A 23,877-nucleotide genomic window follows, 5' to 3' on the forward strand; every position below is an offset into this window, starting at 1 on the left:
GGTCCAGTGAGCGGTACCGCCGACGTGCGGAACCACGTCCGTACCGCCCCGCGCCCCCGCCTGCTCGCCGCCTACGTCGGCGTGGTGATCGTGGCCGGGCTGGCGGTGCTGGCGGCCAGCGTGCTCTCGCTGCGCCACACGCCGCTGACCGCCATGCCCAACGGGCAGGTGCTGGCCCTGGCGACGTGCTTCGTGCTGGTCGTGCTGGGCGAGCTGCGCCCCGTGATCGGGTCCCACCACGACCCCATGGGCGTCGCGCTGTCGACGACCTTCGTCTTCCCGGTGCTGCTGCACTTCGGCCTCGTGCCCGCCGTCCTGCTGCACGCGATCGCCACCGTCCTGACCGGCCTGGTCGAGGGCAAGGCCCTGTGGCGCAACCTGTTCAACGTCGGCCAGTACGTGCTGAGCGCTGCGGCGGGCTGGGTCGTGCTGGGCTGGTTCGGCCACCACCCGACCCTCGTCGACCCGTGGACGCCGTCGTCCCTCGCCGACCTGGCCGTCATCGTCGTCGTCGCGGTGGCCTGCTTCCTGGTCAACGACGCCCTGGTCGCGACCGCGATCGGCCTGGTCACCGGCGTGTCGCCGTGGGAGGCGTTCCTGTCCGACCTGAAGTTCCAGGCCATGGTGTCGTCGGCGCAGTACGGCCTGGCGCCGCTGGTGGCGGTGCTCATGGAGCACGCGCCCGCGTTCGTCGCCCTCACCACGGTGCCGATGTACGCGATCCACCGCAGCGCCGCGGCCTCCCTGGCGAGCGAGCACCAGGCGCAGCACGACGACCTCACCGGCCTGGCCAACCGCAAGATGCTCGTCACCGAGGCGAAGGCGTCGATCGTCGAGTCGCTGCGCACCGGCGAGCCCTGCGCCCTCTTCCTGCTCGACCTCGACCGCTTCAAGGAGGTCAACGACGTCCTCGGCCACCCGGTGGGCGACGAGGTGCTGCGCCGCGTGGCCCAGCGGCTCGAGGCCGCGCTGCGCCCCGGCGACCTGGTGGCGCGGCTGGGTGGCGACGAGTTCGCGGTGCTCTGCCGTCGCGTGCGGGACGCCGAGGCCGCCGTGGCCATCGCCGAGCGCGTGCGGGCCGCCCTCGACGTCGAGCTGGTCATCGACGGGCAGCTGATCGACCTCGAGGGCAGCGTGGGCGTCGCGCTCGTCCCCGACCACGCCAGCGAGTACGAGGTGCTGTTCAGCCGGGCGGACGTCGCGATGTACCTCGCCAAGGCCGACCGCACCGGCGTCGAGGTCTACGACTCCGCGCGCGACGTGAACTCGACGTCCCGGATCGGGCTGATCAGCGGCCTGCGCAACGCCATGGAGCAGGGCGAGATCGAGCTGCACTACCAGCCCAAGGCGCGGCTGTCGGACCGCGTGGTCACCGGCGTCGAGGCCCTCGTGCGCTGGAACCACCCGGTGCGCGGGCTCGTGCCGCCGGACGAGTTCATCCCGGTCGCCGAGCAGTCCGGGTTGATGCACCGCCTCACCGACCTCGTGCTCGACCTCGCGCTGACGCAGGTGGGGGAGTGGCAGCGCGCCGGCATGACCGTGCCCGTGGCGGTCAACGTCTCGTTCCGCGACTTGCTCGACAGCTCGCTGCCGGTGCGCCTGCAGCAGCGGCTGGAGGCCCACGGCCTGGACGCCGGCCTGCTGACGCTCGAGATCACCGAGCGCGTGCTCACCGACGACATGGACCGCGCCCGCCTCACCCTCGACGCGCTGCGGGAGCTCGGCGTGCGGCTCTCGCTCGACGACTTCGGCACCGGCTGGTCCTCGCTGCGGCTGCTGCGCGAGCTGCCGCTGGCCGAGATCAAGATCGACCGCAGCTTCGTCAGCCGCGCCGCCGTCGTCGAGGAGGACGCCGTCGTCGTCCGCGCCACGACCCGCCTGGCGCACGGCCTGGGGCTGCACGTCGTGGCCGAGGGCATCGAGACCGACGTCACCTGGGCGGCCATCAGCGACATGCGCTGCGACACCGCGCAGGGCTGGCACCTGGCCCGCCCGATGCCGGCCCACCAGGCCACCGCGTGGCTGGCCGAGCGGCTGCTCGACCCCGTGCCGGACCGGCTGCCGGTGGGCCACCCCTAGACTCGACGGCATGTCTGAGAGCCTGACCCGCGACGACGTCGCGCACCTGGCCCGCCTGGCGCGCATCGAGGCCACCGACGCCGAGCTCGACCGGCTGGTCGGCCAGCTCGGGGTGATCCTCGAGTCCGTCGCCCGGGTGGGCGAGGTCGCCGCCGACGACGTCCCGCCGATGTCGCACCCGCTGCCGCTGGCCAACGTCACCCGCCCCGACGTCCGCGTGCCCGGGCTCACGCCCGAGCAGGCGCTGTCCGGCGCCCCCGAGAGCGAGCAGCAGCGCTTCCGCGTGCCGCGCATCCTGGAGGAGGACTGATGGCGGCCGACGAGCTGACCCGCCGGTCGGCCGACGAGCTCGGCGCGGCGCTGACGTCGGGCGAGGTGAGCGCGGTCGAGGTGGCCGAGGCGCACCTGGCCCGCATCGACGCGGTCGACCCCGCCGTCCACGCGTTCCTGCACGTGGCGCGCGAGCAGGCGCTCGCCGACGCCCGGTCGGTCGACGAGCGGCGCGCCGCCGGCGACGACCTGCACCCCCTGGCCGGCGTGCCGGTGGCGGTCAAGGACGTCGTGGCGACCAAGGGCCTGCCCACCACGGCGGGCTCGCGCCTGCTCGAGGGCTGGGTGCCGCCGTACGACGCCACGCTGGTCGAGCGGCTCAAGGCCGCCGGCCTGGTGGTGCTGGGCAAGACCAACATGGACGAGTTCGCCATGGGCAGCTCGACCGAGCACTCGGCGTTCGGCCCGACCCGCAACCCCTGGGACACCGACCGCATCCCCGGCGGCTCGGGCGGTGGCTCGGCCGCAGCGGTCGCCGCGTTCGAGGCGCCGCTGGCGATCGGCACCGACACCGGCGGCTCGATCCGCCAGCCGGCCGCCGTCACCGGCACCGTCGGCGTCAAGCCCACCTACGGCGGCGTCTCGCGCTACGGCCTGATCGCCCTGGCCAGCAGCCTCGACCAGGCCGGCCCGTGCACCCGCACGGTGCTGGACGCCGCGCTGCTGCACCAGGTCATCGGCGGGCACGACCCGCGCGACTCCACGAGCATCGACGCCCCGGTGCCCCCGGTCGTCGACGCGGCCCGCCGCGCCGACGTCAAGGGCGTCAAGGTCGGGGTGATCCGCGAGCTCGGCGGCGTCGGCTACCAGGCCGGGGTGCGCCAGCGCTTCGAGGAGTCCGTGCAGCTGCTGCAGGACGCCGGCGCCGAGGTCGTCGAGGTCTCGTGCCCGCACTTCGAGTACGCCCTGGCGGCGTACTACCTGATCCTGCCGAGCGAGGCGAGCAGCAACCTGGCCAAGTTCGACGCCATGCGCTACGGGCTGCGCGTGCTGCCCGAGGGCGTCGACGCGCCCACCGCCGAGCAGGTCATGGCGGCCACCCGCGACGCCGGCTTCGGCGACGAGGCCAAGCGCCGCATCGTCCTGGGCACCTACGCCCTGTCGAGCGGCTACTACGACGCCTACTACGGCCAGGCGCAGAAGGTGCGCACGCTCATCGCGCGCGACTTCGAGGCGGCCTTCCAGCAGGCCGACGTGCTGATCAGCCCGACCGCGCCGACCACGGCGTTCAAGCTGGGCGAGAAGCTCGACGACCCGCTGGCCATGTACCTCAACGACGTGGCGACCATCCCGGCCAACCTGGCCGGCGTCCCGGGCATGTCCCTTCCGGCCGGCGTGGCCGACGAGGACGGCCTGCCGGTCGGCGTCCAGCTGCTCGCGCCCGCCACCCGCGACGAGCGCCTCTACGGCGTCGGCGCGGCGCTCGAGGCCCTGCTGCTCGAGCGCTGGGGCGGCCCGCTGCTGGCGAAGGCCCCCGAGCTGGAGGTGCTGGCGTGACCACCCACGCGACCCGGTCCGACGACGTCCTGGGCTACGCCGAGGCGCTGCAGCGCTTCGACCCCGTGCTGGGGCTCGAGGTGCACGTCGAGCTGTCGACGCAGACGAAGATGTTCTGCGGCTGCGGCACCGAGTTCGGCGGCGAGCCGAACTCCCAGGTCTGCCCGGTCTGCCTCGGCCTGCCGGGCGCGCTGCCGGTCGTCAACGAGAAGGCCGTCGAGTCGGCGATCCGGATCGGCTTGGCGCTGCACTGCGACATCACGCCCTGGGGCCGGTTCGCCCGCAAGAACTACTTCTACCCGGACATGCCGAAGAACTTCCAGACCTCGCAGTACGACGAGCCGATCGCCACGAACGGGTACCTCGACGTCGAGCTGGACGACGGCACGACCTACCGGGTCGCCATCGAGCGGGCGCACATGGAGGAGGACACCGGCAAGTCGCTGCACGTCGGCGGTGCGACGGGTCGTATCCACGGCGCCGACCACTCGCTGGTCGACTACAACCGCGCGGGCATCCCCCTGATCGAGATCGTCACCAAGCCGCTCACCGGCACCGGCGAGCGCGCGCCCGAGGTGGCGCGCGCGTACGTCGGCGCCCTCCGCGACCTGCTGCGCGCGCTCGACGTGTCGGACGTGCGCATGGAGCAGGGCTCGCTGCGCTGCGACGCCAACGTCTCGCTGCGCCCCCGGGCCGACGACCCCGCGTCGCAGGACTCCGTGCCGCTCGGCACCCGCACCGAGACCAAGAACGTCAACTCGCTGCGCAGCGTCGAGCGCGCCGTCCGGTACGAGATCACCCGGCAGGCCGCGCGGCTCACCGCCGGCGAGCGGGTCGTGCAGGAGACCCGGCACTGGCACGAGGACACCGGCGTGACGACGTCCGGTCGCGAGAAGTCCGACGCCGAGGACTACCGCTACTTCCCCGAGCCGGACCTCGTGCCCGTCGCGCCGGACTCCGCCTGGGTCGAGCAGCTGCGCGGCACCCTGCCCGAGCCGCCGCAGGAGCGCCGCCGCCGGCTGCAGGAGGCCTGGGGCATCACGGATCTGGAGATGCGCGACCTGGTGAACGCCGGCGCCACCGAGCTGGTCGAGCAGACCGTGGCCGCAGGTGCGCCCCCGGCCGCGGCCCGAAAGTGGTGGTCGGGCGAGCTGGCCCGCCGGGCCAACGCCGACGGCGTCGAGCTCGGCGAGCTCGCCGTCACGCCGGCCCAGGTGGCCGAGCTGGCGGCCCTGGTCGCGTCCGGCCGGATCAACGACACCATCGCCCGCCAGGTGCTCGAGGGCGTGCTGGCCGGCGAGGGCTCGCCCGAGCAGGTCGTCACCGCGCGCGGGCTCGAGGTGGTCTCGGACGACGGCGCGCTCGGTGCCGCCGTCGACCGCGCCATCGAGGCCAACCCGGACGTCGCGGCCAAGGTCCGCGACGGCAAGGTCGCCGCGGCGGGCGCGCTGATCGGCGCGGTCATGAAGGAGATGCGCGGGCAGGCCGACGCCGGCCGGGTGCGCGAGCTGGTGCTCGAGCGCCTCACCTGATCGGCCCCTTGCGGTACAGCGGTGCCGTGATCTTGCCGACAACGGGAGGATGAGGGGACCAGGGGAGGAGCAGCGCCGCTCGAGCGCGGTGCTGCTGTCGGCGGGCGCCGTCGCGTCGCTCGCCGTCCTCGTGGTCGCCCAGGTCGCCCCCGAGGTCAGCGTGGCGTTCGCATCGGCCTTCTCCGGCCTGCTCGCGATCGGGACCGGCGCCGTCGTCGCCGCCGACACCACCGGTCGCCACCGCACCACCCGGCGCGCCGCCCAGCTGATGGGCGTCGCCATGGTCGTGTGGGGCGTCGGCCAGGTGCTGGTCGGCTGGGCGGCCGCCGTCGGCGGTGCCGTCTTCCCGACGCTCGGCGACCAGGTGTCCTCCGCCGCCGCGCCCATCGGGGTGGCCGGCCTGCTGCTGGCCATGCGGCCGTCGTCCCTGCGCACGCACTGGCTGCGGATGACCCTCGACTCGCTGCTGCTGGGCTCGGCCACCGGCCTGCTGCTGTGGGAGGTGTCGTTCCGCAGCGTGCTGTTCGAGGGCGGCCTGTCGGCGGGTGACGCGTTCGCGGTCGGCATCGTCGTCTTCGAGATCACCATGGTGGCGCTGCTGCTGCTGAGCTGGCTGCGCGACCTCGACCGCGGCCTGCTGCTGATGATGCTCGGGTTCGCCCTCTACACCGTCGCCGACCAGTACACGCTGCACAGCACCGTGCAGGGCTTCCTGTGGCCCTGGGGCGCGGCGGCGCTGTCGTGCCTGGCCTGGCCGGTCATCGGCGACGGCATCCTGCGCTTCACCCCGGCCAGCTCGGACGACGAGGGCAAGGCGTCCGAGACCCGCGTCGCGGTCACGACCACCACCGTCTCGCTCGGCACCCTGTGCGGCGGCGTGCTCGGCATCGCCCACCACGGCTCGATCGACTCGGTCACCGTCGTCATCAGCCTGCTGGTGATCGTCGTCTTCGGCCTGCGCGAGCTGCACGCCGGCCTGCAGCGCGGCCGGCTGCTGTCGCGCCTGACCCGCCACGCGTTCCACGACCCGCTGACCGGGCTGGGCAACCGGCGCTCGATGACCGGCCGCCTGTCGCGCCTGGACGACGACCACCGCGGTGCCGTGCTCACCCTCGACCTCGACGGCTTCAAGGAGGTCAACGACCTGCTCGGCCACTCGCGCGGCGACGACCTGCTGGTCTCGGTGTCGCGCAACCTGACCGGCTGCCTGCCCGACGACTGCGACGCCTACCGGGTGGGCGGCGACGAGTTCCTGGTGCTCGTGCCCGGCGCCGCCGAGCGCGGGGAGCAGGTCGCCGACCAGCTGCTCGTCGCCGTGCGTCGTGCGGCCGAGGCCCTGCCGGGTGGCACGGCCGTCAAGGTGTCGGCCAGCGTCGGCGTCTCGCGCTGGGACGCCGGCGACGACGTCCGGGGCGACGTGCGCGAGTGGGCGTTCGGCGTCGTCCTCGAGAGCGGGGTCGCCCTGCACGCCGCCAAGGAGTCCGGCCGCGACCGGGTCGAGCTGTACGACGGGCCGGTGGCCGCGCGGCACCGTCGCGCGCAGGAGGTCGAGCGGCGGCTGCGCGTCGCCGTGGCCGAGCAGTCGCTCGAGGTGCACTACCAACCGGTCGTGGACGTCGACTCCGGCCGCGTCGTCGGCTGCGAGGCGCTGGCCCGCTGGCACGACGGCGAGCTGGGGCGGGTCGGCCCGGACGAGTTCATCCCCGTCGCCGAGCGCTCCGGGCTCGTGGTCGCGCTGGGTGCCCAGGTCATGGACCGCGCGCTGCGCGACCTGGTGAGCGTGCAGCGCGTGCTGCCCTCGTTGCGCGTGGCGGTCAACGTCTCGCCGGTGCAGCTGCGCTCCGCGTCGTTCGCCGAGGAGGTGCTGGCCCTGCTGGAGCGGCATGGTGTCGCGCCCGACCGGCTCGTCGTCGAGGTCACCGAGTCGGTCTTCGTCGGCGAGGACGACGCCGGGCTGCGGCACCTGTTCGAGCTGCGGCGGCAGGGCGTGCACGTCGCCATCGACGACTTCGGCAGCGGCTACTCGTCGCTGACGTACCTCAGCCGGCTGCCGGCGTCCATGATCAAGGTCGACCAGTCCCTCACGGCGCACGTCGCCACCGACTCGCGCGCCCGGGCCGTGCTGCGCGCCGTCGTCGAGCTCGGGCGCTCGCTGCCGATGGTCGTCGCGGTGGAGGGCATCGAGACCGCCGAGGCGCACGCCGTGGTGGCCGAGCTCGGCGGGTGCCGCGGTCAGGGGTGGCTGTACAGCGCCGCCGTCCCGCTCGACGAGCTGCCCGGCGTGGTCGCCGGCCTCGACGGCGCGTCCTCGCTCAGCGCCTGAGATCTGGCCGAGGTCTGCCGGACGTATCAGGGGCGCGCCCGTGGCGCTCTTGCTGGCAGAGCCCCTCGTCAGGAGATGAGCGCCATGCCCGCACCGCACCCGATCGCCGTCGTCGGACAGCAGCTGGTCAACGGCCGTCCGTCCGCGCCGCCCAGCGTCTACCGCACCCGCACCGCGCCGCCGGCTCCCGCCCGCCGCGCACCGGTCCCGGGCCGCGTGCGCCGAGCCGCCGACCGGGCCAGCCACGCCGTCGTGTGGTTCGGCTACGCCGTGCGCGTGGTCGCGCAGCGGCACCCCGCCCGGCCCTGAGACTCGTCCGGTCGGAGGACCCGGACCGCTGAGGGGGAAGGGTCCTCCGACCTGACGGACAGCCCCGTCGACGAGGGCGCCGTCAGCGCAGGGTGACGCGCACGAGGCGGTCGTCGTCCGGTCCGGGGTCGCCGCGCGAGACGTTGCTGGTGAGGAGCACCAGGTGGTCGGCGTCCTCGACCGCGACCGCCCGCAGCCGCCCGAACTCGTCGCGCAGCAACGGCACCGGCGTGCCGACGGTGCCGTCGTCCGCCAGCGGGACGCGCCAGAGCCGCTGGCCGCGCAGGGCGGCCATCCACACCGCGCCGTCGCCGACCGCGATGCCGCTCGGCGACGCGTCGGACGTCGCCCACGCCGCGAGCGGGGGCGTGAACCCGCGTCGCTCGTCGGCCGCCGTGCCCTTCCCCTCGACCTCCGGCCAGCCGTAGTTGCGCCCCGGCTCGATCCGGTTGAGCTCGTCCCACGTGTCCTGGCCGAACTCGCTGGCGTACATGCGCCCGGCCGCGTCCCACCCGATGCCCTGCACGTTGCGGTGGCCGTACGACCAGACCCGCGAGCCCGGGAACGGGTTGCCGGGCGCGGGTGCCCCGGTGCGCGTGACGCGCAGGATCTTGCCGCCGAGGCTGGCGCGGTCCTGAGCCCGCGGCCGCTCGCCCGCGTCGCCGGTCGTGACGTACAGCATGTCGTCCGGGCCGAAGGCGAGCCGGCCGCCGTCGTGGTTGCCCGCCTTGGGGATCCCGGTGACGAGGGCGGTCAGCGGGCCGAGGCGGCCGTCGCGGTAGCTCATCCTCACGACCCGGTTGTCGTCCGCCGCGGTGAGGTAGGCGTAGAGCGTGGTGCGGTCGTCCGGCGCGAAGGCGATGCCCAGCAGCCCGCCCTCGCCGTCCGGGTGCACCCCCGCGACGCGGCCGTCCGGCCCGGTGGCGCGCACCGGTTGCACGTCGCCGCCCGCCGTCACCCGCACCACGCGCGCCTCGTCGCGCAGCGACACCAGGTAGGACCCGTCGCCCAGCGGAGCGAGGCCCCACGGCGTCTCCAGCCGGGTGGCCACGACGTCGGTCGACGCGACCGCGGTGGGCGTCGCCGTCGACGTCCCGGACGACGCTGCCGAGCTGGTGGGGGAGGTGGCCGACGGGGTCTCTGACGTCGTCGAGCGGGGCGGCTGGCCGGCGGCCGGACGGGCGTCGTCCGAGCAGGCGGTCAGCGCCAGGCCCGAGGCGACGAGGGCGGCGGCGGCAGCGGTGCGGCGGTGGACGCGCATGCCCCAGCGTGCCACGGCCCGGCGCCGGCGGCTGGGCTAGCGTGCGAGAGGTGACACCGACCACGCCGGCCCGCTGGGTCGTGACCCTGCCCGAGGACGAGCTCGTCGAGGCGCTCGGCGAGCCGCCGGACGGCGTCAGCGTCCGCACGTGGGACCTGGCCGCGCCGCCGTCCGACCCCGACGAGATCGCCGTCGTGGTGCCGCCCTACCTGAGCTCCGACGACTGGACCGAGGTGCTGGCCGGCCTGCCCGCGCTGCGCCTGGTGCAGACGCTGACCGCCGGGTACGACAACGTGCTGCCGATGCTGCCCCCGGGCGTCGCGCTCGCCAACGCGGTCGGCGTGCACGACGCGTCGACGTCCGAGCTGGCGGTCGGGCTCGCGATCGCGGCGCTGCGCGGGCTGCCGGACTTCGTCCGCGACGCGGAGCGCGGCCGGTGGGCGCCGCAGCGCCGGCTGGCCCTCGCCGACCGGCGCGTCCTGGTCGTCGGCTTCGGCGGCGTCGGACGCGCTGTGGCGCAACGGGTGCTGCCGTTCGAGACGTCGGTCACCGGAGTCGCCTCACGGGCTCGGCCGGACGGCGTGCCCGGCCTGCCGGGTGTCCCGGTGCACGGCGTCGACGAGCTGCCGGCGCTGCTGCCCGACCACGACGTCGTCGTCCTGACCGTCCCGCTCGACGACCGCACGCGCGGCCTCGTCGACGCCGACTTCCTCGCCGCGATGCCGGACGGCGCGCTGCTGGTGAACGTCGCCCGCGGCCCGGTCGTCGACACCGACGCGCTGCTCGCCGAGCTCTCCAGCGGTCGGCTGCTGGCGGCGCTGGACGTCACCGACCCCGAGCCCCTCCCACCGGACCACCCGCTCTGGACGGCGCCCGGGGTCCTCGTGAGCCCGCACGTCGGGGGAGCGACCAGCGCGTTCCGCCCGCGGGCCGTGCAGATGCTGCGCGACCAGCTGACCCGCCTCTCGACGGGAGAGCCGCTGCGCGGCATCGTGGTGGACGGCGACCTGACCGGTCCCACCCGTCGCGAGGAGGCGCCCGATGCCTGATCCCGACCCATCGGTGCTGCTGGCCATCGGCACCCGCAAGGGCCTGTGGCTCGCCCGCAGCGACGACCGCCGCACCTGGGCGCTCGACGGTCCGCACCTGCTGATGACCGAGGTGCCGTCGGTCGCGATCGACACGCGCGACGGCCGGACGCACCTGATGGTCGGAGCTCGCTCCGAGCACTGGGGCCCGACGGTCCAGCACAGCGACGACCTCGGCCGCAGCTGGACCGAGCACGAGGGCGGGGCGGTGGTGTTCCCCGACGACGCCGGTTCGGCGCTCGAGCGCGTGTGGCAGATCCACCCCGACACCGCAGCCCGGCCCGGCGTCGTGTGGGCCGGCTGCGAGCCGACGTCGTTGTGGCGCAGCGAGGACGGCGGTCTGACGTTCTCGCTGGTGCAGGGCCTGTGGGACCACCCCCACCGGCCGCAGTGGTACCCGGGCTTCGGCGGCGCGGCCGTGCACACGGTGGTGCCGCACCCGGACGACGACGACCGCGTGCTGGTCGCGATGAGCACCGGTGGCGTCTACACCAGCGACGACCACGGCACCTCGTGGCAGCCGCACAACCAGGGCATCAAGGTGAGCTTCATGCCCGACCCGTACCCCGAGTTCGGGCAGTGCGTGCACAAGGTGGCACCGGCCGGTTCTGACGGTGGGCGGCTGTTCGCGCAGAACCACCACGGCGTGTACCGCAGCGACGACGGCGGCCGCTCGTGGACGTCGGTCGCCGACGGGCTGCCCGCGGACTTCGGCTTCGTGGTGCTGGGACACCCGCGCGACCGCGACACCGCGTGGGTGGTCCCGCTCGTCGCGGACGCAGAGCGCGTGCCGCCGCAGGGGCAGCTGCGCGTCCATCGCACGACGGACGGTGGGTCGACCTGGGTCGTCAGCGAGTCCGGGCTGCCGGACGGCTGCTGGGTGACCCCCTTGCGCGACGCCGCCTGCGTCGACGACCTCGACCCGGTGGGCGTCTACCTCGGCACGCGCGCCGGCAGCGTCTACGCCAGCGCCGACGAGGGCCGCACCTTCACCACCGTCGCCGAGAACCTGCCCGACGTCCTGTCGGTGCGGGCCGCGGCACTCGTCTGACGCCGTGCACGTCGTCGTCCTGCTGCCGGGGGTGCTGCGCGAGCACGCCGCGGGAGCCGACGAGCTGCACCTCGAGGTGCCGGACGCCGCGGCCGTGGCCGACGTCCTGGGCGAGGTGGACCTGCGCTGGCCTGCGCTGGGTCGTCGGCTGCGCGACGAGACCGGCACGGTGCGGCGGCACGTGAACCTGTTCGTGGACGGCGAGGACGTGCGCGGGCTGGACGGTGACCGCACGCGGTTGCGCGACGGGGCGGTGCTCCACGTGCTGCCCTCGGTCGCCGGCGGCTGACCCGGCCGACCTAGACTCCGGCCATGAGCACCCCGGACATCAAGCCGCGCAGCCGCGACGTCACCGACGGCCTGGAGAAGGCGGCCGCCCGCGGCATGCTGCGCGCCGTAGGGCTGGGGGACGAGGACTTCGCCAAGCCGCAGGTCGGCGTCGCCAGCAGCTGGAACGAGATCACGCCCTGCAACCTGTCGCTGCAACGGCTCGCCGTCGCGGTGAAGGAGGGCGTGCACGCCGCCGGCGGCTACCCGCTGGAGTTCGGCACGATCTCGGTCTCGGACGGCATCTCCATGGGCCACGAGGGCATGCACTACTCGCTGGTGTCCCGCGAGGTCATCGCCGACAGCGTCGAGACCGTCATGCAGGCCGAGCGCCTCGACGGCTCGGTGCTGCTCGCCGGGTGCGACAAGTCGTTGCCCGGCATGCTCATGGCGGCCGCGCGGCTCGACCTGTCGAGCGTCTTCCTGTACGCCGGCTCGATCCTGCCGGGCATCGCCAAGTTGAGCGACGGCACCGAGCGCGAGGTCACCATCATCGACGCGTTCGAGGCCGTCGGCGCCTGCGCGCGCGGCCTGATCCCGCGCGAGGACGTCGACGCCATCGAGCGCGCGATCTGCCCGGGCGAGGGCGCGTGCGGCGGCATGTACACCGCCAACACCATGGCGAGCGCGGCCGAGGCGCTGGGCATGTCGCTGCCCGGCAGCGCCGCGCCGCCGGCCACCGACCGCCGACGTGACGGCTATGCCCGCCGCTCGGGCCAGGCCGCGGTCGAGCTGCTGCGGCAGGGGATCACGGCCCGCCAGATCATGACGCGCGAGGCGTTCGAGAACGCGATCGCCGTCGTCATGGCGTTCGGCGGCTCGACCAACGCGGTGCTGCACCTGCTGGCCATCGCCCACGAGGCGCACGTCGAGCTCTCGCTCGACGACTTCCGCCGCATCGGCGCGAAGGTGCCGCACCTGGCCGACGTCAAGCCCTTCGGCAGCTACGTCATGAAGGACGTCGACCACGTCGGCGGCGTGCCCGTGGTGATGCGCGCGCTGCTGGACGCCGGGCTGCTGCACGGCGACGTCCTGACCGTCACCGGCCGCACCATGGCCGAGAACCTCGCCGCCATCGCGCCGCCGGACGTCGACGGCAAGGTGCTGCGCGCGCTGGACGCGCCGATCCACCGCACCGGCGGCATCACGATCCTGCACGGATCGCTGGCGCCCGAGGGAGCCGTCGTGAAGTCGGCCGGCTTCGACGAGGACGTCTTCGAGGGCACCGCGCGCGTCTTCGACGGCGAGCGCGCCGCGATGGACGCGGTGTCGGACGGCACGCTCGTCGCGGGCGACGTGTGCGTCATCCGGTACGAGGGGCCCAAGGGCGGGCCCGGCATGCGCGAGATGCTCGCGGTCACGGGCGCCATCAAGGGCGCGGGGCTGGGCAAGGACGTGCTGCTGCTGACCGACGGCCGGTTCAGCGGCGGCACGACGGGGTTGTGCGTCGGCCATGTCGCCCCCGAGGCCGTCGACGGCGGCCCGGTCGCGCTCGTGCAGGACGGCGACCGCATCCGCCTGGACGTCGCCGCCGGCACGCTCGACCTGCTCGTCGACGAGGCCGAGCTCGAGGCCCGCCGCGCGGCCTGGACCGCGCCGGCCCCCAAGCACGACCGCGGCGTCCTGGCCAAGTACGCCAAGCTCGTCGGCTCGGCCGCCCGCGGCGCGGTCTGCGACTGAGGCCGCGCCGTGCCGGTCCCGCGGAGTGGACGCGCGTCTCGCCTGTCGAGACGCGCGTCCAGCGCGGTTGACGCGGCGGCCCGGCGAGGCAGAGGCTGGCAGCGTGCAGACGTCGCTCGTACTCGGACGGCGCGCTGTCTGAGGGTCCAGCACCCTCCAGACCGCGCGCGACCCCTCGCTGCGCCCGATCCCGGGCCGAGGGGTTTTTTCGTCCCCGGGGCCGGTCGCAGCACGCGGGCCCGTGGGCGAGCGGCAGCAGCACCGGAAGCAGCACCGGCAGAGCAGCACCACGAGCAGAACGGGTGAGGACGTGAGCGCAGCAGGCGACGCCCCGACGGGCGACAGCGCACGAGCAGGCAGCCCGGCGGACGTCGCCGGCGCCCTCTCGCGCGGCCGGACGACGATGACCGGGGCGCAGAGCCTGGTCCGCTCCCTCGAGAAGTCCGGCGTCGAGGTCGTCTTCGGCATCCCCGGCGGCGCCATCCTCCCGGCCTACGACCCGCTGCTCGACTCCGCCACGGTGCGGCACGTCCTGGTGCGGCACGAGCAGGGCGCCGGCCACGCGGCGCAGGGCTACGCGGCGGCCACCGGGCGCGTGGGCGTCTGCATGGCGACGTCCGGTCCGGGGGCGACCAACCTGGTGACGCCGATCGCCGACGCGTACATGGACTCGGTGCCGATGGTCGCGATCACGGGCCAGGTCGCGTCGTCCGCGATCGGCACGGACGCCTTCCAGGAGGCCGACATCCGCGGCATCACGATGCCGATCACCAAGCACAACTACCTCGTCACCGACCCGGCGCAGATCCCGCAGGCCATCGCCGAGGCGTTCCACATCGCCGGCACCGGCCGGCCCGGTCCGGTGCTGGTCGACATCAGCAAGGACGCGTTGCAGGCCACGACCCAGTTCAGCTGGCCCGAGCGGGTCGAGCTGGCCGGCTACCGCCCGGTGACGCGCCCGCACGGCAAGCAGGTGCGCGAGGCCGCGCGGCTGGTCGTCGAGGCGAGGCGCCCCGTGCTGTACGTCGGCGGCGGCGTGATCCGGTCGGGCGCCAGCGCCGAGCTGCGCCGGCTGGTCGACGCGACGAACATCCCCGTCGTGACGACCCTCATGGCGCGCGGCGCGCTGCCCGACAGCCACCCCGCCAACCTCGGCATGCCGGGCATGCACGGCACCGTCGCAGCCGTGACGGCGTTGCAGCGCAGCGATCTCATCATCAGCCTGGGCGCGCGCTTCGACGACCGCGTCACCGGTCAGCTGTCGACGTTCGCGCCGAACGCCACCGTCGTGCACGCCGACATCGACCCGGCCGAGATCGGCAAGAACCGCGTGGCCGACGTCCCGATCGTGGGTGACGCGCGCGAGGTGATCCGCGAGCTCGTGGCCGCCCTGGAGGCCGAGCAGCAGGCCGGTCGCCGCGGCGACTACACCGGCTGGTGGCGCGAGGTCGACGAGTGGCGCGACACCTACCCGCTCGGCTACACCGAGCCCGACGACGGATCCCTGTCGCCGCAGCACGTGATCAGCCGGCTCGGCGCGATCAGCGGTCCTGACACCGTCTTCAGCTCGGGAGTGGGTCAGCACCAGATGTGGGCAGCGCAGTTCATCCGCTACGAGAAGCCGGGCACCTGGCTGAACTCCGGCGGCCTCGGCACCATGGGCTACGCGGTGCCGGCGGCCATGGGCGCCAAGGCCGGGCGCCCGGACGCCACGGTCTGGGCCATCGACGGCGACGGCTGCTTCCAGATGACTAACCAGGAGCTCGCGACCTGCACCATCAACGACATCCCGATCAAGGTCGCGATCATCAACAACTCCAGCCTCGGCATGGTGCGGCAGTGGCAGACGCTGTTCTACGGCGAGCGCTACAGCAACACCGACCTGCACACCGGTGCGGCCCGGCGGATCCCGGACTTCGTCAAGCTCGCCGACGCCTACGGCTGCGCGGGCCTGCGCTGCGAGCGGCCCGAGGACGTCGACGCGACGATCGAGAAGGCCATGAGCATCGACGACCGCCCGGTCGTCGTCGACTTCGTCGTGCACCGCGACGCCATGGTCTGGCCGATGGTGCCGGCCGGCGTGAGCAACGACCAGATCACGGTGGCGCGCGGCATGAGCCCCGTGTGGGACAGGGAGGACTGAGATGTCGAAGCACACCCTCTCGGTGCTGGTCGAGGACCGTCCCGGCGTCCTCGCCCGCATCTCAGGTCTGTTCGCCCGCAGGGGGTTCAACATCGACTCCCTCGCCGTCGGACCGACCGAGCACGACGACATCTCGCGCATGACGGTCGTCGTGGACGTCGAGGACCTCCCGCTCGAGCAGGTGACCAAGCAGCTCAACAAGCTGGTCGAGGTCATCAAGGTCGTCGAGCTCGAGAGCGCGGCGTCCGTGCAGCGCGAGCTGCTGCTGGTCAAGGTGCGCGCCGACCTGCAGACCCGCTCGCACGTCCTCGAGACCGTGCAGCTGTTCCGCGCCAAGGTGGTCGACGTCTCGAACGACGCGGTGACGATCGAGGCGACCGGCAACGCCGAGAAGCTCGCGGCGCTGCTGCGGGTGCTCGAGCCCTTCGGCATCCGCGAGCTCGTGCAGTCCGGCATGGTCGCCGTGGGCCGCGGTCCGCGCAGCATGAGCGACCGCGCGCTGCGCACCGCCTGACAAGCCCGACCTGCCTGACCTGCCTGACTCCCAACCCTCAGAACCCTTGTCCCGCACCGCAACCGCAACCGAACAAGGAGCGCCCACCGTGGCCGAGATGTACTACGACGCCGACGCCGACCTGTCCGCCATCAGCAGCCGCAAGGTCGCGGTCATCGGCTACGGCAGCCAGGGCCACGCGCACGCGCTCAACCTGCGCGACAGCGGGATCGACGTCCGGGTCGGCCTGCCCGAGGGCAGCCGCAGCCGGGCCAAGGCCGAGGCCGAGGGCCTGCGCGTCGTCGACCCCGCCACCGCGGCGGTCGAGGCGGACGTCGTCGTCGTCCTCACGCCCGACCACGTCCAGCGGCACGTCTACACCGAGTCGATCGAGCCGAACCTGCAGCAGGGCAACGCCCTGCTCTTCGGCCACGGCTTCAACATCCGGTTCGGCTACATCACCGCGCCGGCGGGCGTCGACGTCGTCATGGTGGCGCCCAAGGGCCCCGGTCACCTGGTGCGGCGCGAGTACACCGACGGTCGCGGCGTGCCGGTGCTCGTCGCCGTCGAGGAGGACGCCACGGGCGGTGCGTGGGCCCTGGCCCTCGCGTACGCGAAGGCGCTGGGCGGCCTGCGCGCCGGCGGCATCCGCACGACGTTCACCGAGGAGACCGAGACCGACCTGTTCGGCGAGCAGGCCGTCCTCTGCGGCGGGGTCTCCCGCCTCGTGCAGGCCGGGTTCGAGACGCTCACCGAGGCCGGCTACCAGCCCGAGGTGGCGTACTTCGAGTGCCTGCACGAGCTCAAGCTCATCGTCGACCTCATGTACGAGGGCGGGATCGCCAAGCAGCGGTGGAGCGTCAGCGACACCGCCGAGTACGGCGACTACGTCTCGGGCCCGCGGGTCATCGACGACTCGGTGAAGGCGCGCATGGGCGACGTGCTGGCTGACATCAAGGACGGCACCTTCGCCGCGCGGTTCATCGCCGACCAGGACGCCGGCGCCCCCGAGTTCTCCCGGCTGCGCGCCGAGGGGGAGGCGCACCCGATCGAGGCCACGGGCCGCGAGCTGCGCTCGCTCATGGCCTGGGTGAGCTCGGACGACGACTACACCGAGGGGACGGCGGCGCGCTGACCCGCTCGCCCGGCGTCCGGCGTCCGGGACCGACGTCTCAGGTCCTGGGCGCCCCCTGCCGATAGGTAGGACGTCCGAGTAAAGTACGAGGACGTCCGAGCACCTGGTGACGAGCAGTCGTCCCGGAGCTCGGCGCAGCACGGCGGACCATCCTTCGCCGCCGGCGCTGCACGGTGCGAGACCCGGCCGGCGGTGACCCCGCCCCGAGGCCCGGCACCTGGACGGCCGCCGACCCGGCGCCTCCCTGCACGGACGACACGAAGGAACCGATCATGAGCGAGGCCGAGGAGTACGCCCGCCGGGCGCTGCAGGAGTCGATGGACCTGCGCGACCAGGGCCACAGCGACGACTGATCTCGTACCGGTGACGAACTGGTCACGAGCAGGTCACGAGGGCCGTCCCGTCCGGGACGGCCCTCGCGCGTTCTTCCCGCACGACCCTTGCTGTGCAGCAAGATCATCGGAGAACTCGCCCGGAAAGTTATGGCGATTCGTATTCCGCTGGCGTCGTCCAGGGCCTAAGTTCCCCCTCGGCGCGGTCAAACCGGCGGGGGACGAGGGTTCTTTCGCAGGCCTGGACACGATCCGGTGCCGACGGTCGGGACGCCGCACACAAGGAGAAGCTCGGTGTCGATGAATGCCCGTGGGCCGCGACGCAGTCGCGGCCTCATCACTGTGCTCAGCGGGGGTGCCGTCGCGGCGCTCGCCGCGGCCACGCTGGGGGCCACCCCCGCGCTGGCTGCCACCAACGACCACCACGGCCTGGCGCACCGCCTCAAGGACCGGATCCCCGCAGGGACCAAGAGCGCCGGCTCCATCGGCCTCGGCACCAAGCGGCTGAACACCGACGGCGAGGTCGACCGCGACCTCGTCAGCGCCAAGGGCAAGGTCAGCGTGATGATCGAGCTCGACGCCGCCCCGGCGTCGCGCGCGTTCACCACCAACCGCTCGCGCGGCACCACCGCCGCCCGGGCCGCCGGCAAGGCGCAGACCAAGACGGTCCAGGGCCAGCAGCGCGCGGTCGAGAGCCACTTCTCGGCGGCCGCCACCAAGGCCAAGGTCATCTACCGCGCCCACGCCCTCTACTCGGGCATCGCGGTCACCACCGACGCCTCCCGGCTCCAGGCGCTCGCGAAGCTGCCCGGCGTCAAGGCGATCCACCGTCTGACCCCCAAGACGGTCGACAACTCCTCCTCCGTCCCGCTGATCGGTGCGCCCGCCGTCTGGAAGGCGCACTCGAACACCGGTGAGGGCGTGCGCGTCGGCGTCATCGACACCGGCATCGACTACACGCACTCCGACTTCGGCGGCGCGGGCACCACGGCGGCGTTCGACGCGGCCAAGGCCTCGCCGACCTTCTCCGGCACCGCCAAGGTCGTCGGCGGCTACGACTTCGCCGGCGACGCCTACGCGCCGGGCGACGGGGTCGACGACCCGACGCCCGACCCCAACCCGCTCGACTGCAACGGTCACGGCTCGCACACGGCCGGCACCACCGCGGGCCTGGGCGTCAACAGCGACGGCTCGACCTACACCGGCTCGTACGCCACCGACCTCGACCCGGCCGACTTCCGCATCGGTCCCGGTGTCGCCCCCGGCGCGTCGCTGTACGCGCTGAAGGTCTTCGGCTGCGACGGCTCGACCAACCTGGTCGGCCAGGCCCTCGACTGGGCGGCCGACCCCAACGGTGACGGCGACGTCAGCGACCACCTCGACGTCGTCAACATGTCGCTCGGCTCGAGCTACGGCTCGCCCGACGACCCCGACGCCGTGGCCTCCAACAACCTGGCCGCCCTCGGCACCGTCGTCGTCGCCTCCATCGGCAACAGCGGCGACGTCTACGAGGTCGGCGGCTCGCCGGGCAACGCGACCCGCGTGCTCGCCGTGGCCGCCTCGGACGACGGCAACGACGTCGTCGACGGCCTCAAGGTCGACAGCCCGGCGGGCATCGAGCCGGCGGACACCGTCGACGGTGTCCAGGACGACATCTTCGGCGCGCTCAAGTCGGTCGCCTACGACTGGACCAACGAGCCGGGCGTCAGCAACCTGCCGGTCGTGAAGTTCGGCGACTGGAGCCAGCCCCCGTCGGCCTCCAACAACACCGACGGGTGCAACGCCTACAGCCCGGCGCAGGCCACGGCCATGGCCGGCAAGATCGTGCTGCAGTACTGGACCGACGGCACGGACCGCCGCTGCGGTTCGGTGGCGCGTGCCGGCGCGGCCCGCACCGCCGGTGCGGCTGGGGCGATCTTCGGTGACGACCAGAACGCGTTCTCGGCCGGCGTCACCGGCGACGCCGTCATCCCGGCGATGATCGTGGTCAAGCAGGGCACCGACGCTCTCGCCGCCGCGATCGACGACGGCGACGACGTCCGCGCCACCATGACGAACGCGCTGCGCAACAGCGTCTCGATCAAGACGCCGGGCGCGGTCGACCAGCTCGCGTCGTTCTCCTCGCGCGGCATCGGCCGGGCGGGCAACGTCAAGCCGGACGTCGCGGCTCCGGGCGTCACGACCTTCTCGGTCGCGGTCGGCACCGGTGACGAGGGCATCGCCGAGAGCGGCACCTCGATGGCGTCCCCGCACGTCGCGGGCGAGGCGGCCCTGGTGCGCGCGGCGCACTCGAGCTGGACCGTCGAGGAGGTCAAGGCGGCGATCATGAACACCGCCACCCAGGACGTCTTCGTCGGCACCAACCACACCGGTGACGTCTACGGCCCCGAGCGGGTCGGTTCCGGTCGCGTCAAGGCGGACGCCGCGGTCGACACCGCGACGCTGGCCTACAGCAAGGACGACGCGGGCGCGGTCAGCGTCTCGTTCGGCCCGATCGCGGCCACGAAGGACCTGTCGCTCACCAAGACGATCCACGTGGTCAACAAGCGCGCGGTCTCGGCGGCGACGTACACCATCGCCTACACGCCGGCTCACGCCACGCCGGGCGTCACCTACACGGTGAGCCCGTCGCAGGTGAGCCTGCCGGCCGGCGGCTCGGCCGACGTCAAGGTCACGGTCAAGGTCGACCGCTCGGCCCTGCGTCACTCCGAGGACCCGACGACCGACAGCGACCCGCTGGGCACCGGTCTGCAGCGCAACTACCGCACGGACGCGAGCGGCCGGGTCGTCATGACCCCGACCGGCTCGACCACGGGTGGCAAGCTGCGCGTCCCGGTCTGGTCGGCGCCGCGTGCGGCCTCGGCCATGACCCAGGCCAGCAAGCTCACCCTGGGCGGGGCCTACAGCAAGCACGTCGGCCAGCTGGCCCTGACGGGCACCGGTGTCGACCAGGGCACCGTGCTCGCCGGTGGTGACCTCTCGACGGTCAGCACCTTCCAGCTGCAGGAGAAGAGCCCGAAGATCGCGTCGTGCTCCTCGACCCTGGTCGTCGACTGCATCGCCTTCCCGGACGACCGTTCGGCCGACCTGCAGTACGTGGGCTCGTCCTCCGACGCGGCGGCGTACATCGCCCGCCAGAAGGACCCGCTGTCGTACGACCCGCAGGAGCCGTACGCGACGCTGAACTTCGGCGTCAGCACCTGGGGTCCGTGGCGCACGCCGGCCTCGTACAACGAGTTCGACGTGCTCCTGGACACCAACGGTGACGGGACCGAGGACGCCGCGGTCTACAACACCCGGCTCGCGACGTCCACCGACGACTTCGACTACTTCGTGGCCGAGACCGTCGACCTGCGCCCCGGTCACGTGGGTGAGCTCATCGACCAGGAGCTCATCAACCTGATGGACGGGTCGCTGGACACCGGCGTCTTCAACAGCGACGTCCTGACCATGTCGGTCGGCCTGCCGTTCCTCGCGGACGCCGGGCTGATCAGCAGCTCCACCCCGAAGATCAACTACTGGGTGGAGTCGTTCTCGGCCGAGACCGGCCTCGTCGACACCGCGGGCAGCTCCGACGCCGCCAAGTCGATCAGCTGGAAGTCCCCGGCGCTGCGTGCCGAGGGAGACACGCTCAGCATCATCAACCAGGACGTGCCCGACAGCAGCCTGGAGGTCTCCCGCGACGACGTCACGCTCGCCAACGACAAGCCGATGGGCCTGCTGCTCCTGCACCACCTGAACACCGACGGTGCTCGGGCGCAGGTCGCGACGGTCACGGTCGCCACGACGACGAAGCTGTCCGTCAGCGACACCGACTACAAGGCCGGCTTCCAGCCGACCCTGACCGCCACGGTCGCTCCCAAGACCGCGACGGGGTCGGTGCTCTTCCGGGACGGCAACACCTCGCTCGGCACCGCCACGCTGGTGAACGGCAAGGCGACCCTGAAGGCCCCGAAGCTGGCGAAGGGCACGCACAAGCTGCGCGCCACGTACACCGGCAACCAGGCTGGGTTCGCGTCCTCGTCGTCGAGCTACGTGACGGTGGTCGTGCGCTAGTCCTGGCACGGCTGCTCGCCGGAGCCCTCGACCCCTCGGGGTCGGGGGCTCCGGTGCGTCCGGACCCGCCCCGGCGCAGGTCCGCATCACGAGACGTGGCGACCGGGATGTGGGACGGCCGATACCCTGCTGGCCATGAGCGCATCGTTCTCGCTGGCGGTCGTGGCCGGTGACGGCATCGGTCCGGAGGTCGTGGCCGAGGGCCTGAAGGTGCTCGACGCGGTGACCGCCGGCGGCGGCCCGACCTTCGAGCGCACCGAGTACGACCTGGGTGCCCGGCGCTGGCACGCCACCGGCGAGACGCTGCCCGACGACGTCCTGGACGACGTCCGCGGCCACGACGCGATCCTGCTCGGCGCCATCGGCGACCCCGGCGTCCCGAGCGGCGTGCTCGAGCGCGGGCTGCTGCTGCGCCTGCGGTTCGAGCTCGACCAGTACGTCAACCTGCGGCCCAGCCGGCTGTTCCCCGGCGTGGCCACGCCGCTGGCCGACCCCGGCGAGGTCGACTTCGTCGTCGTCCGCGAGGGCACCGAGGGGCCGTACGTCGGCAACGGGGGAGCGCTGCGCGTCGGCACGCCGCACGAGATCGCCACCGAGGTGAGCGTCAACACGGCGTTCGGCGTCGAGCGCGTCGTGCGCGACGCCTTCGCCCGCGCGCAGGCCCGGCCGCGGCAGCACCTGACCTTGGTGCACAAGCACAACGTGCTGACCCACGCCGGCCACCTGTGGCGCCGCACCGTCGAGCGGGTGGGTGCCGAGCACCCCGACGTCACCACCGACTACCTGCACGTCGATGCCGCCACGATCTTCCTCGTCACCGACCCGGCGCGCTTCGACGTCGTGGTCACCGACAACCTGTTCGGCGACATCGTCACCGATCTCGCCGCCGCCGTCACCGGCGGCATCGGCCTGGCGGCGAGCGGCAACGTCAACCCCGAGCGCACCGCGCCGAGCATGTTCGAGCCCGTGCACGGCTCGGCCCCCGACATCGCCGGGCAGGGCGTGGCCGACCCCACCGCCACCGTGCTCTCGGTCGCGATGCTGCTGCAGCACCTCGGCCTGGCCGAGCAGGCCGCCCGGGTCGAGCGGGCCGTCGCCGACGACCTGGCCGAGCGGGGGACGTCGCGGCGCACGACGTCGGACGTCGGCACCGACCTCGCGCAGCGCGCGAAGGGCTGAGCGTCAGGCGGGCTGGCTCAGCCGGCCGTCGACGCAGACCTGGTTGCGACCGGCGTCCTTGGCGGCGTACAGCGCGACGTCCGCGCGCTTCATCAGCTCGTCGAGCAGGCTGTGCCCGCCGACGGTCTCGGCGACGCCGGCCGACATCGTGACGGCCAGCCCGCCCAGCGGCTCGGACGCGACGTCCGCGACCATCCGCTCGGCCACGGTGACGGCCTGCACCAGGTCCTGGCCGGGCAGCAGCACGAGGAACTCCTCGCCGCCGATCCGGTAGACCAGGTCGAAGGTGCGCAGGGTCTTGCGCATGCGGTACGCGGCCTCGCGCAGCACGACGTCACCGACGTCGTGGCCGTGCTGGTCGTTGACGCGCTTGAAGTGGTCGAGGTCGCAGAGCACGACCGACACGGACCCGCCGAGCACGCGGGCCTGGGCGGCAGCCTCGGCGTAGCGCCCGGCCAGCGCCTTGCGGTTGAACAGACCGGTCAGGGGGTCGACGACGGCGTCGCCGCGCGACTGCAGCTCGGCCGTCAGCAGGGTGATCGAGATGGCCGTGAGGGCGGCCAGCAGCGCGGCGTAGGCGCCGAGCCAGACCCACCACGGGGCGTCCGGGGCGGGTCCGATGGCGGCCGCGCCGAGCATCGCGCCGCCGGCGACGAGCACGGACATGCCGACGCCGACCACGAAGACGGTGGGGCGGAAGCGCGCGGCCAGCATCAGCGTGGGCACCGCGAGGAAGGCCAGGAACGGGCTGCGCACGCCGCCGCTGAGCAGCACGCCGATGCCGAGCACCACCATGAGCAGCGCCATGCTGGCGGCCGAGGCGCGCTCGAGGCTGACCGTGCCCTCGGGGACCTTCTCCAGCGCCCCCAGGGCGAGCAGCGCGACCGCGACGAGCACCACCAGCCACCACGAGTAGGTGGGGGCGGAGACGAGCACGGCCAGGCTCATCGAGCCGCCCTGCACGCGCCGGGCGGTGCGCACCCGGTCGTTCATGTCGATGAAGCGGGCGCGCTCCATCTCGGTGCGGCAGAGCCAGCGAGGGGACCCGGCATCTGCGGGCGC

At 73.4% G+C, this 23,877-nt stretch carries 18 protein-coding genes; 16 read left to right on the forward strand and 2 right to left on the reverse strand.

Annotated elements, in window-relative coordinates:
• Positions 1-6 precede the first annotated feature (6 nt).
• The 6 genes from ACYVJ4_RS10525 to ACYVJ4_RS10550 all read left to right on the forward strand — a co-directional run bounded on the left by ACYVJ4_RS10525 (position 7) and on the right by ACYVJ4_RS10550 (position 8,070).
• A complete protein-coding gene (locus tag ACYVJ4_RS10525; RefSeq protein WP_460460082.1) occupies positions 7-2,079 on the forward strand; it encodes a putative bifunctional diguanylate cyclase/phosphodiesterase in 2,073 nt (690 codons plus the stop codon).
• A gap of 10 nt (positions 2,080-2,089) precedes the next feature.
• Complete coding sequence (gene gatC / locus ACYVJ4_RS10530) at positions 2,090-2,389, forward strand: Asp-tRNA(Asn)/Glu-tRNA(Gln) amidotransferase subunit GatC (RefSeq protein WP_460460083.1); 300 nt, start codon at positions 2,090-2,092, stop codon at positions 2,387-2,389.
• Positions 2,389-3,906, forward strand: coding sequence for an Asp-tRNA(Asn)/Glu-tRNA(Gln) amidotransferase subunit GatA (gene gatA / locus ACYVJ4_RS10535; protein WP_460460084.1), 1,518 nt, complete (start codon positions 2,389-2,391; stop codon positions 3,904-3,906). The genes gatC and gatA overlap by 1 nt, the downstream gene beginning before the upstream one ends.
• The gene (gatB, locus tag ACYVJ4_RS10540) at positions 3,903-5,438 is read left to right on the forward strand and encodes an Asp-tRNA(Asn)/Glu-tRNA(Gln) amidotransferase subunit GatB (protein ID WP_460460085.1); all 1,536 of its coding nucleotides are present in this window, start codon (positions 3,903-3,905) and stop codon (positions 5,436-5,438) included. Before gatA ends, gatB begins: the two co-directional genes overlap by 4 nt.
• 49 nt (positions 5,439-5,487) lie before the next feature.
• Positions 5,488-7,761 carry a putative bifunctional diguanylate cyclase/phosphodiesterase gene (locus ACYVJ4_RS10545; protein ID WP_460460086.1) on the forward strand — a complete coding sequence of 758 codons (2,274 nt, stop codon included), beginning with the start codon at positions 5,488-5,490 and terminating at the stop codon, positions 7,759-7,761.
• Between the two features lie 84 nt (positions 7,762-7,845).
• Entirely contained in the window at positions 7,846-8,070 is a 225-nt protein-coding gene (locus ACYVJ4_RS10550) for a hypothetical protein (RefSeq protein WP_460460087.1), read from the forward strand.
• A gap of 82 nt (positions 8,071-8,152) precedes the next feature.
• Here the strand turns inward: ACYVJ4_RS10550 and ACYVJ4_RS10555 are convergent, their stop codons facing one another.
• A complete protein-coding gene (locus ACYVJ4_RS10555) occupies positions 8,153-9,331 on the reverse strand; it encodes a PQQ-dependent sugar dehydrogenase (RefSeq protein ID WP_460460088.1) in 1,179 nt (392 codons plus the stop codon).
• A 50-nt stretch (positions 9,332-9,381) separates the two neighbouring features.
• Here ACYVJ4_RS10555 and ACYVJ4_RS10560 point away from each other — a divergent pair, with 50 nt between their 5' ends.
• The 10 genes from ACYVJ4_RS10560 (at position 9,382) to ACYVJ4_RS10605 (ending at position 22,815) form a co-directional block, all read left to right on the forward strand.
• A complete protein-coding gene (locus ACYVJ4_RS10560) occupies positions 9,382-10,380 on the forward strand; it encodes a 2-hydroxyacid dehydrogenase (RefSeq protein WP_460460089.1) in 999 nt (332 codons plus the stop codon).
• Positions 10,373-11,470 (forward strand): WD40/YVTN/BNR-like repeat-containing protein, encoded by a 1,098-nt coding sequence (locus ACYVJ4_RS10565; RefSeq protein ID WP_460460090.1) that lies wholly within the window; start codon positions 10,373-10,375, stop codon positions 11,468-11,470. Before ACYVJ4_RS10560 ends, ACYVJ4_RS10565 begins: the two co-directional genes overlap by 8 nt.
• Positions 11,471-11,474: 4 nt before the next feature.
• On the forward strand, positions 11,475-11,759 hold the full coding sequence (locus ACYVJ4_RS10570; protein WP_460460091.1) for a MoaD/ThiS family protein: 285 nt from the start codon (positions 11,475-11,477) through the stop codon (positions 11,757-11,759).
• A gap of 23 nt (positions 11,760-11,782) precedes the next feature.
• Positions 11,783-13,477 (forward strand): dihydroxy-acid dehydratase, encoded by a 1,695-nt coding sequence (gene ilvD, locus ACYVJ4_RS10575; protein WP_460460092.1) that lies wholly within the window; start codon positions 11,783-11,785, stop codon positions 13,475-13,477.
• Positions 13,478-13,880: 403 nt separating this feature from the next.
• On the forward strand, positions 13,881-15,620 hold the full coding sequence (locus ACYVJ4_RS10580) for an acetolactate synthase large subunit (protein ID WP_460460126.1): 1,740 nt from the start codon (positions 13,881-13,883) through the stop codon (positions 15,618-15,620).
• Position 15,621: 1 nt separating this feature from the next.
• On the forward strand, positions 15,622-16,134 hold the full coding sequence (ilvN, locus tag ACYVJ4_RS10585) for an acetolactate synthase small subunit (RefSeq protein WP_460460093.1): 513 nt from the start codon (positions 15,622-15,624) through the stop codon (positions 16,132-16,134).
• Between the two features lie 88 nt (positions 16,135-16,222).
• Complete coding sequence (ilvC, locus tag ACYVJ4_RS10590; RefSeq protein WP_460460094.1) at positions 16,223-17,248, forward strand: ketol-acid reductoisomerase; 1,026 nt, start codon at positions 16,223-16,225, stop codon at positions 17,246-17,248.
• 173 nt (positions 17,249-17,421) lie between these two features.
• A complete protein-coding gene (locus ACYVJ4_RS10595) occupies positions 17,422-17,601 on the forward strand; it encodes a hypothetical protein (RefSeq protein WP_460460095.1) in 180 nt (59 codons plus the stop codon).
• Positions 17,602-17,922: 321 nt separating this feature from the next.
• Positions 17,923-21,636, forward strand: coding sequence for a S8 family serine peptidase (locus tag ACYVJ4_RS10600; protein WP_460460096.1), 3,714 nt, complete (start codon positions 17,923-17,925; stop codon positions 21,634-21,636).
• Between the two features lie 135 nt (positions 21,637-21,771).
• On the forward strand, positions 21,772-22,815 hold the full coding sequence (locus tag ACYVJ4_RS10605; RefSeq protein WP_460460097.1) for a 3-isopropylmalate dehydrogenase: 1,044 nt from the start codon (positions 21,772-21,774) through the stop codon (positions 22,813-22,815).
• A 3-nt stretch (positions 22,816-22,818) separates the two neighbouring features.
• Here the strand turns inward: ACYVJ4_RS10605 and ACYVJ4_RS10610 are convergent, their stop codons facing one another.
• A complete protein-coding gene (locus tag ACYVJ4_RS10610) occupies positions 22,819-23,832 on the reverse strand; it encodes a GGDEF domain-containing protein (protein WP_460460098.1) in 1,014 nt (337 codons plus the stop codon).
• Between the last annotated feature and the right edge of the window lie 45 nt (positions 23,833-23,877).

It is taken from the genome of Angustibacter peucedani, assembly GCF_054779595.1.

Bases quoted from the DNA above. Each gene is read 5' to 3' on its own strand.
- gatC (WP_460460083.1), top strand. From the start codon at position 2,090: ATGTCTGAGAGCCTGACCCGCGACGACGTCGCGCACCTGGCCCGCCTG.
- gatA (WP_460460084.1), top strand. From the start codon at position 2,389: ATGGCGGCCGACGAGCTGACCCGCCGGTCGGCCGACGAGCTCGGCGCG.
- ACYVJ4_RS10545 (WP_460460086.1), top strand. From the start codon at position 5,488: ATGAGGGGACCAGGGGAGGAGCAGCGCCGCTCGAGCGCGGTGCTGCTG.
- ACYVJ4_RS10550 (WP_460460087.1), top strand. From the start codon at position 7,846: ATGCCCGCACCGCACCCGATCGCCGTCGTCGGACAGCAGCTGGTCAAC.
- ACYVJ4_RS10555 (WP_460460088.1), bottom strand. From the start codon at position 9,331: ATGCGCGTCCACCGCCGCACCGCTGCCGCCGCCGCCCTCGTCGCCTCG.
- ACYVJ4_RS10565 (WP_460460090.1), top strand. From the start codon at position 10,373: ATGCCTGATCCCGACCCATCGGTGCTGCTGGCCATCGGCACCCGCAAG.
- ilvD (WP_460460092.1), top strand. From the start codon at position 11,783: ATGAGCACCCCGGACATCAAGCCGCGCAGCCGCGACGTCACCGACGGC.
- ACYVJ4_RS10580 (WP_460460126.1), top strand. From the start codon at position 13,881: ATGACCGGGGCGCAGAGCCTGGTCCGCTCCCTCGAGAAGTCCGGCGTC.
- ilvN (WP_460460093.1), top strand. From the start codon at position 15,622: ATGTCGAAGCACACCCTCTCGGTGCTGGTCGAGGACCGTCCCGGCGTC.
- ACYVJ4_RS10605 (WP_460460097.1), top strand. From the start codon at position 21,772: ATGAGCGCATCGTTCTCGCTGGCGGTCGTGGCCGGTGACGGCATCGGT.
- ACYVJ4_RS10610 (WP_460460098.1), bottom strand. From the start codon at position 23,832: ATGGAGCGCGCCCGCTTCATCGACATGAACGACCGGGTGCGCACCGCC.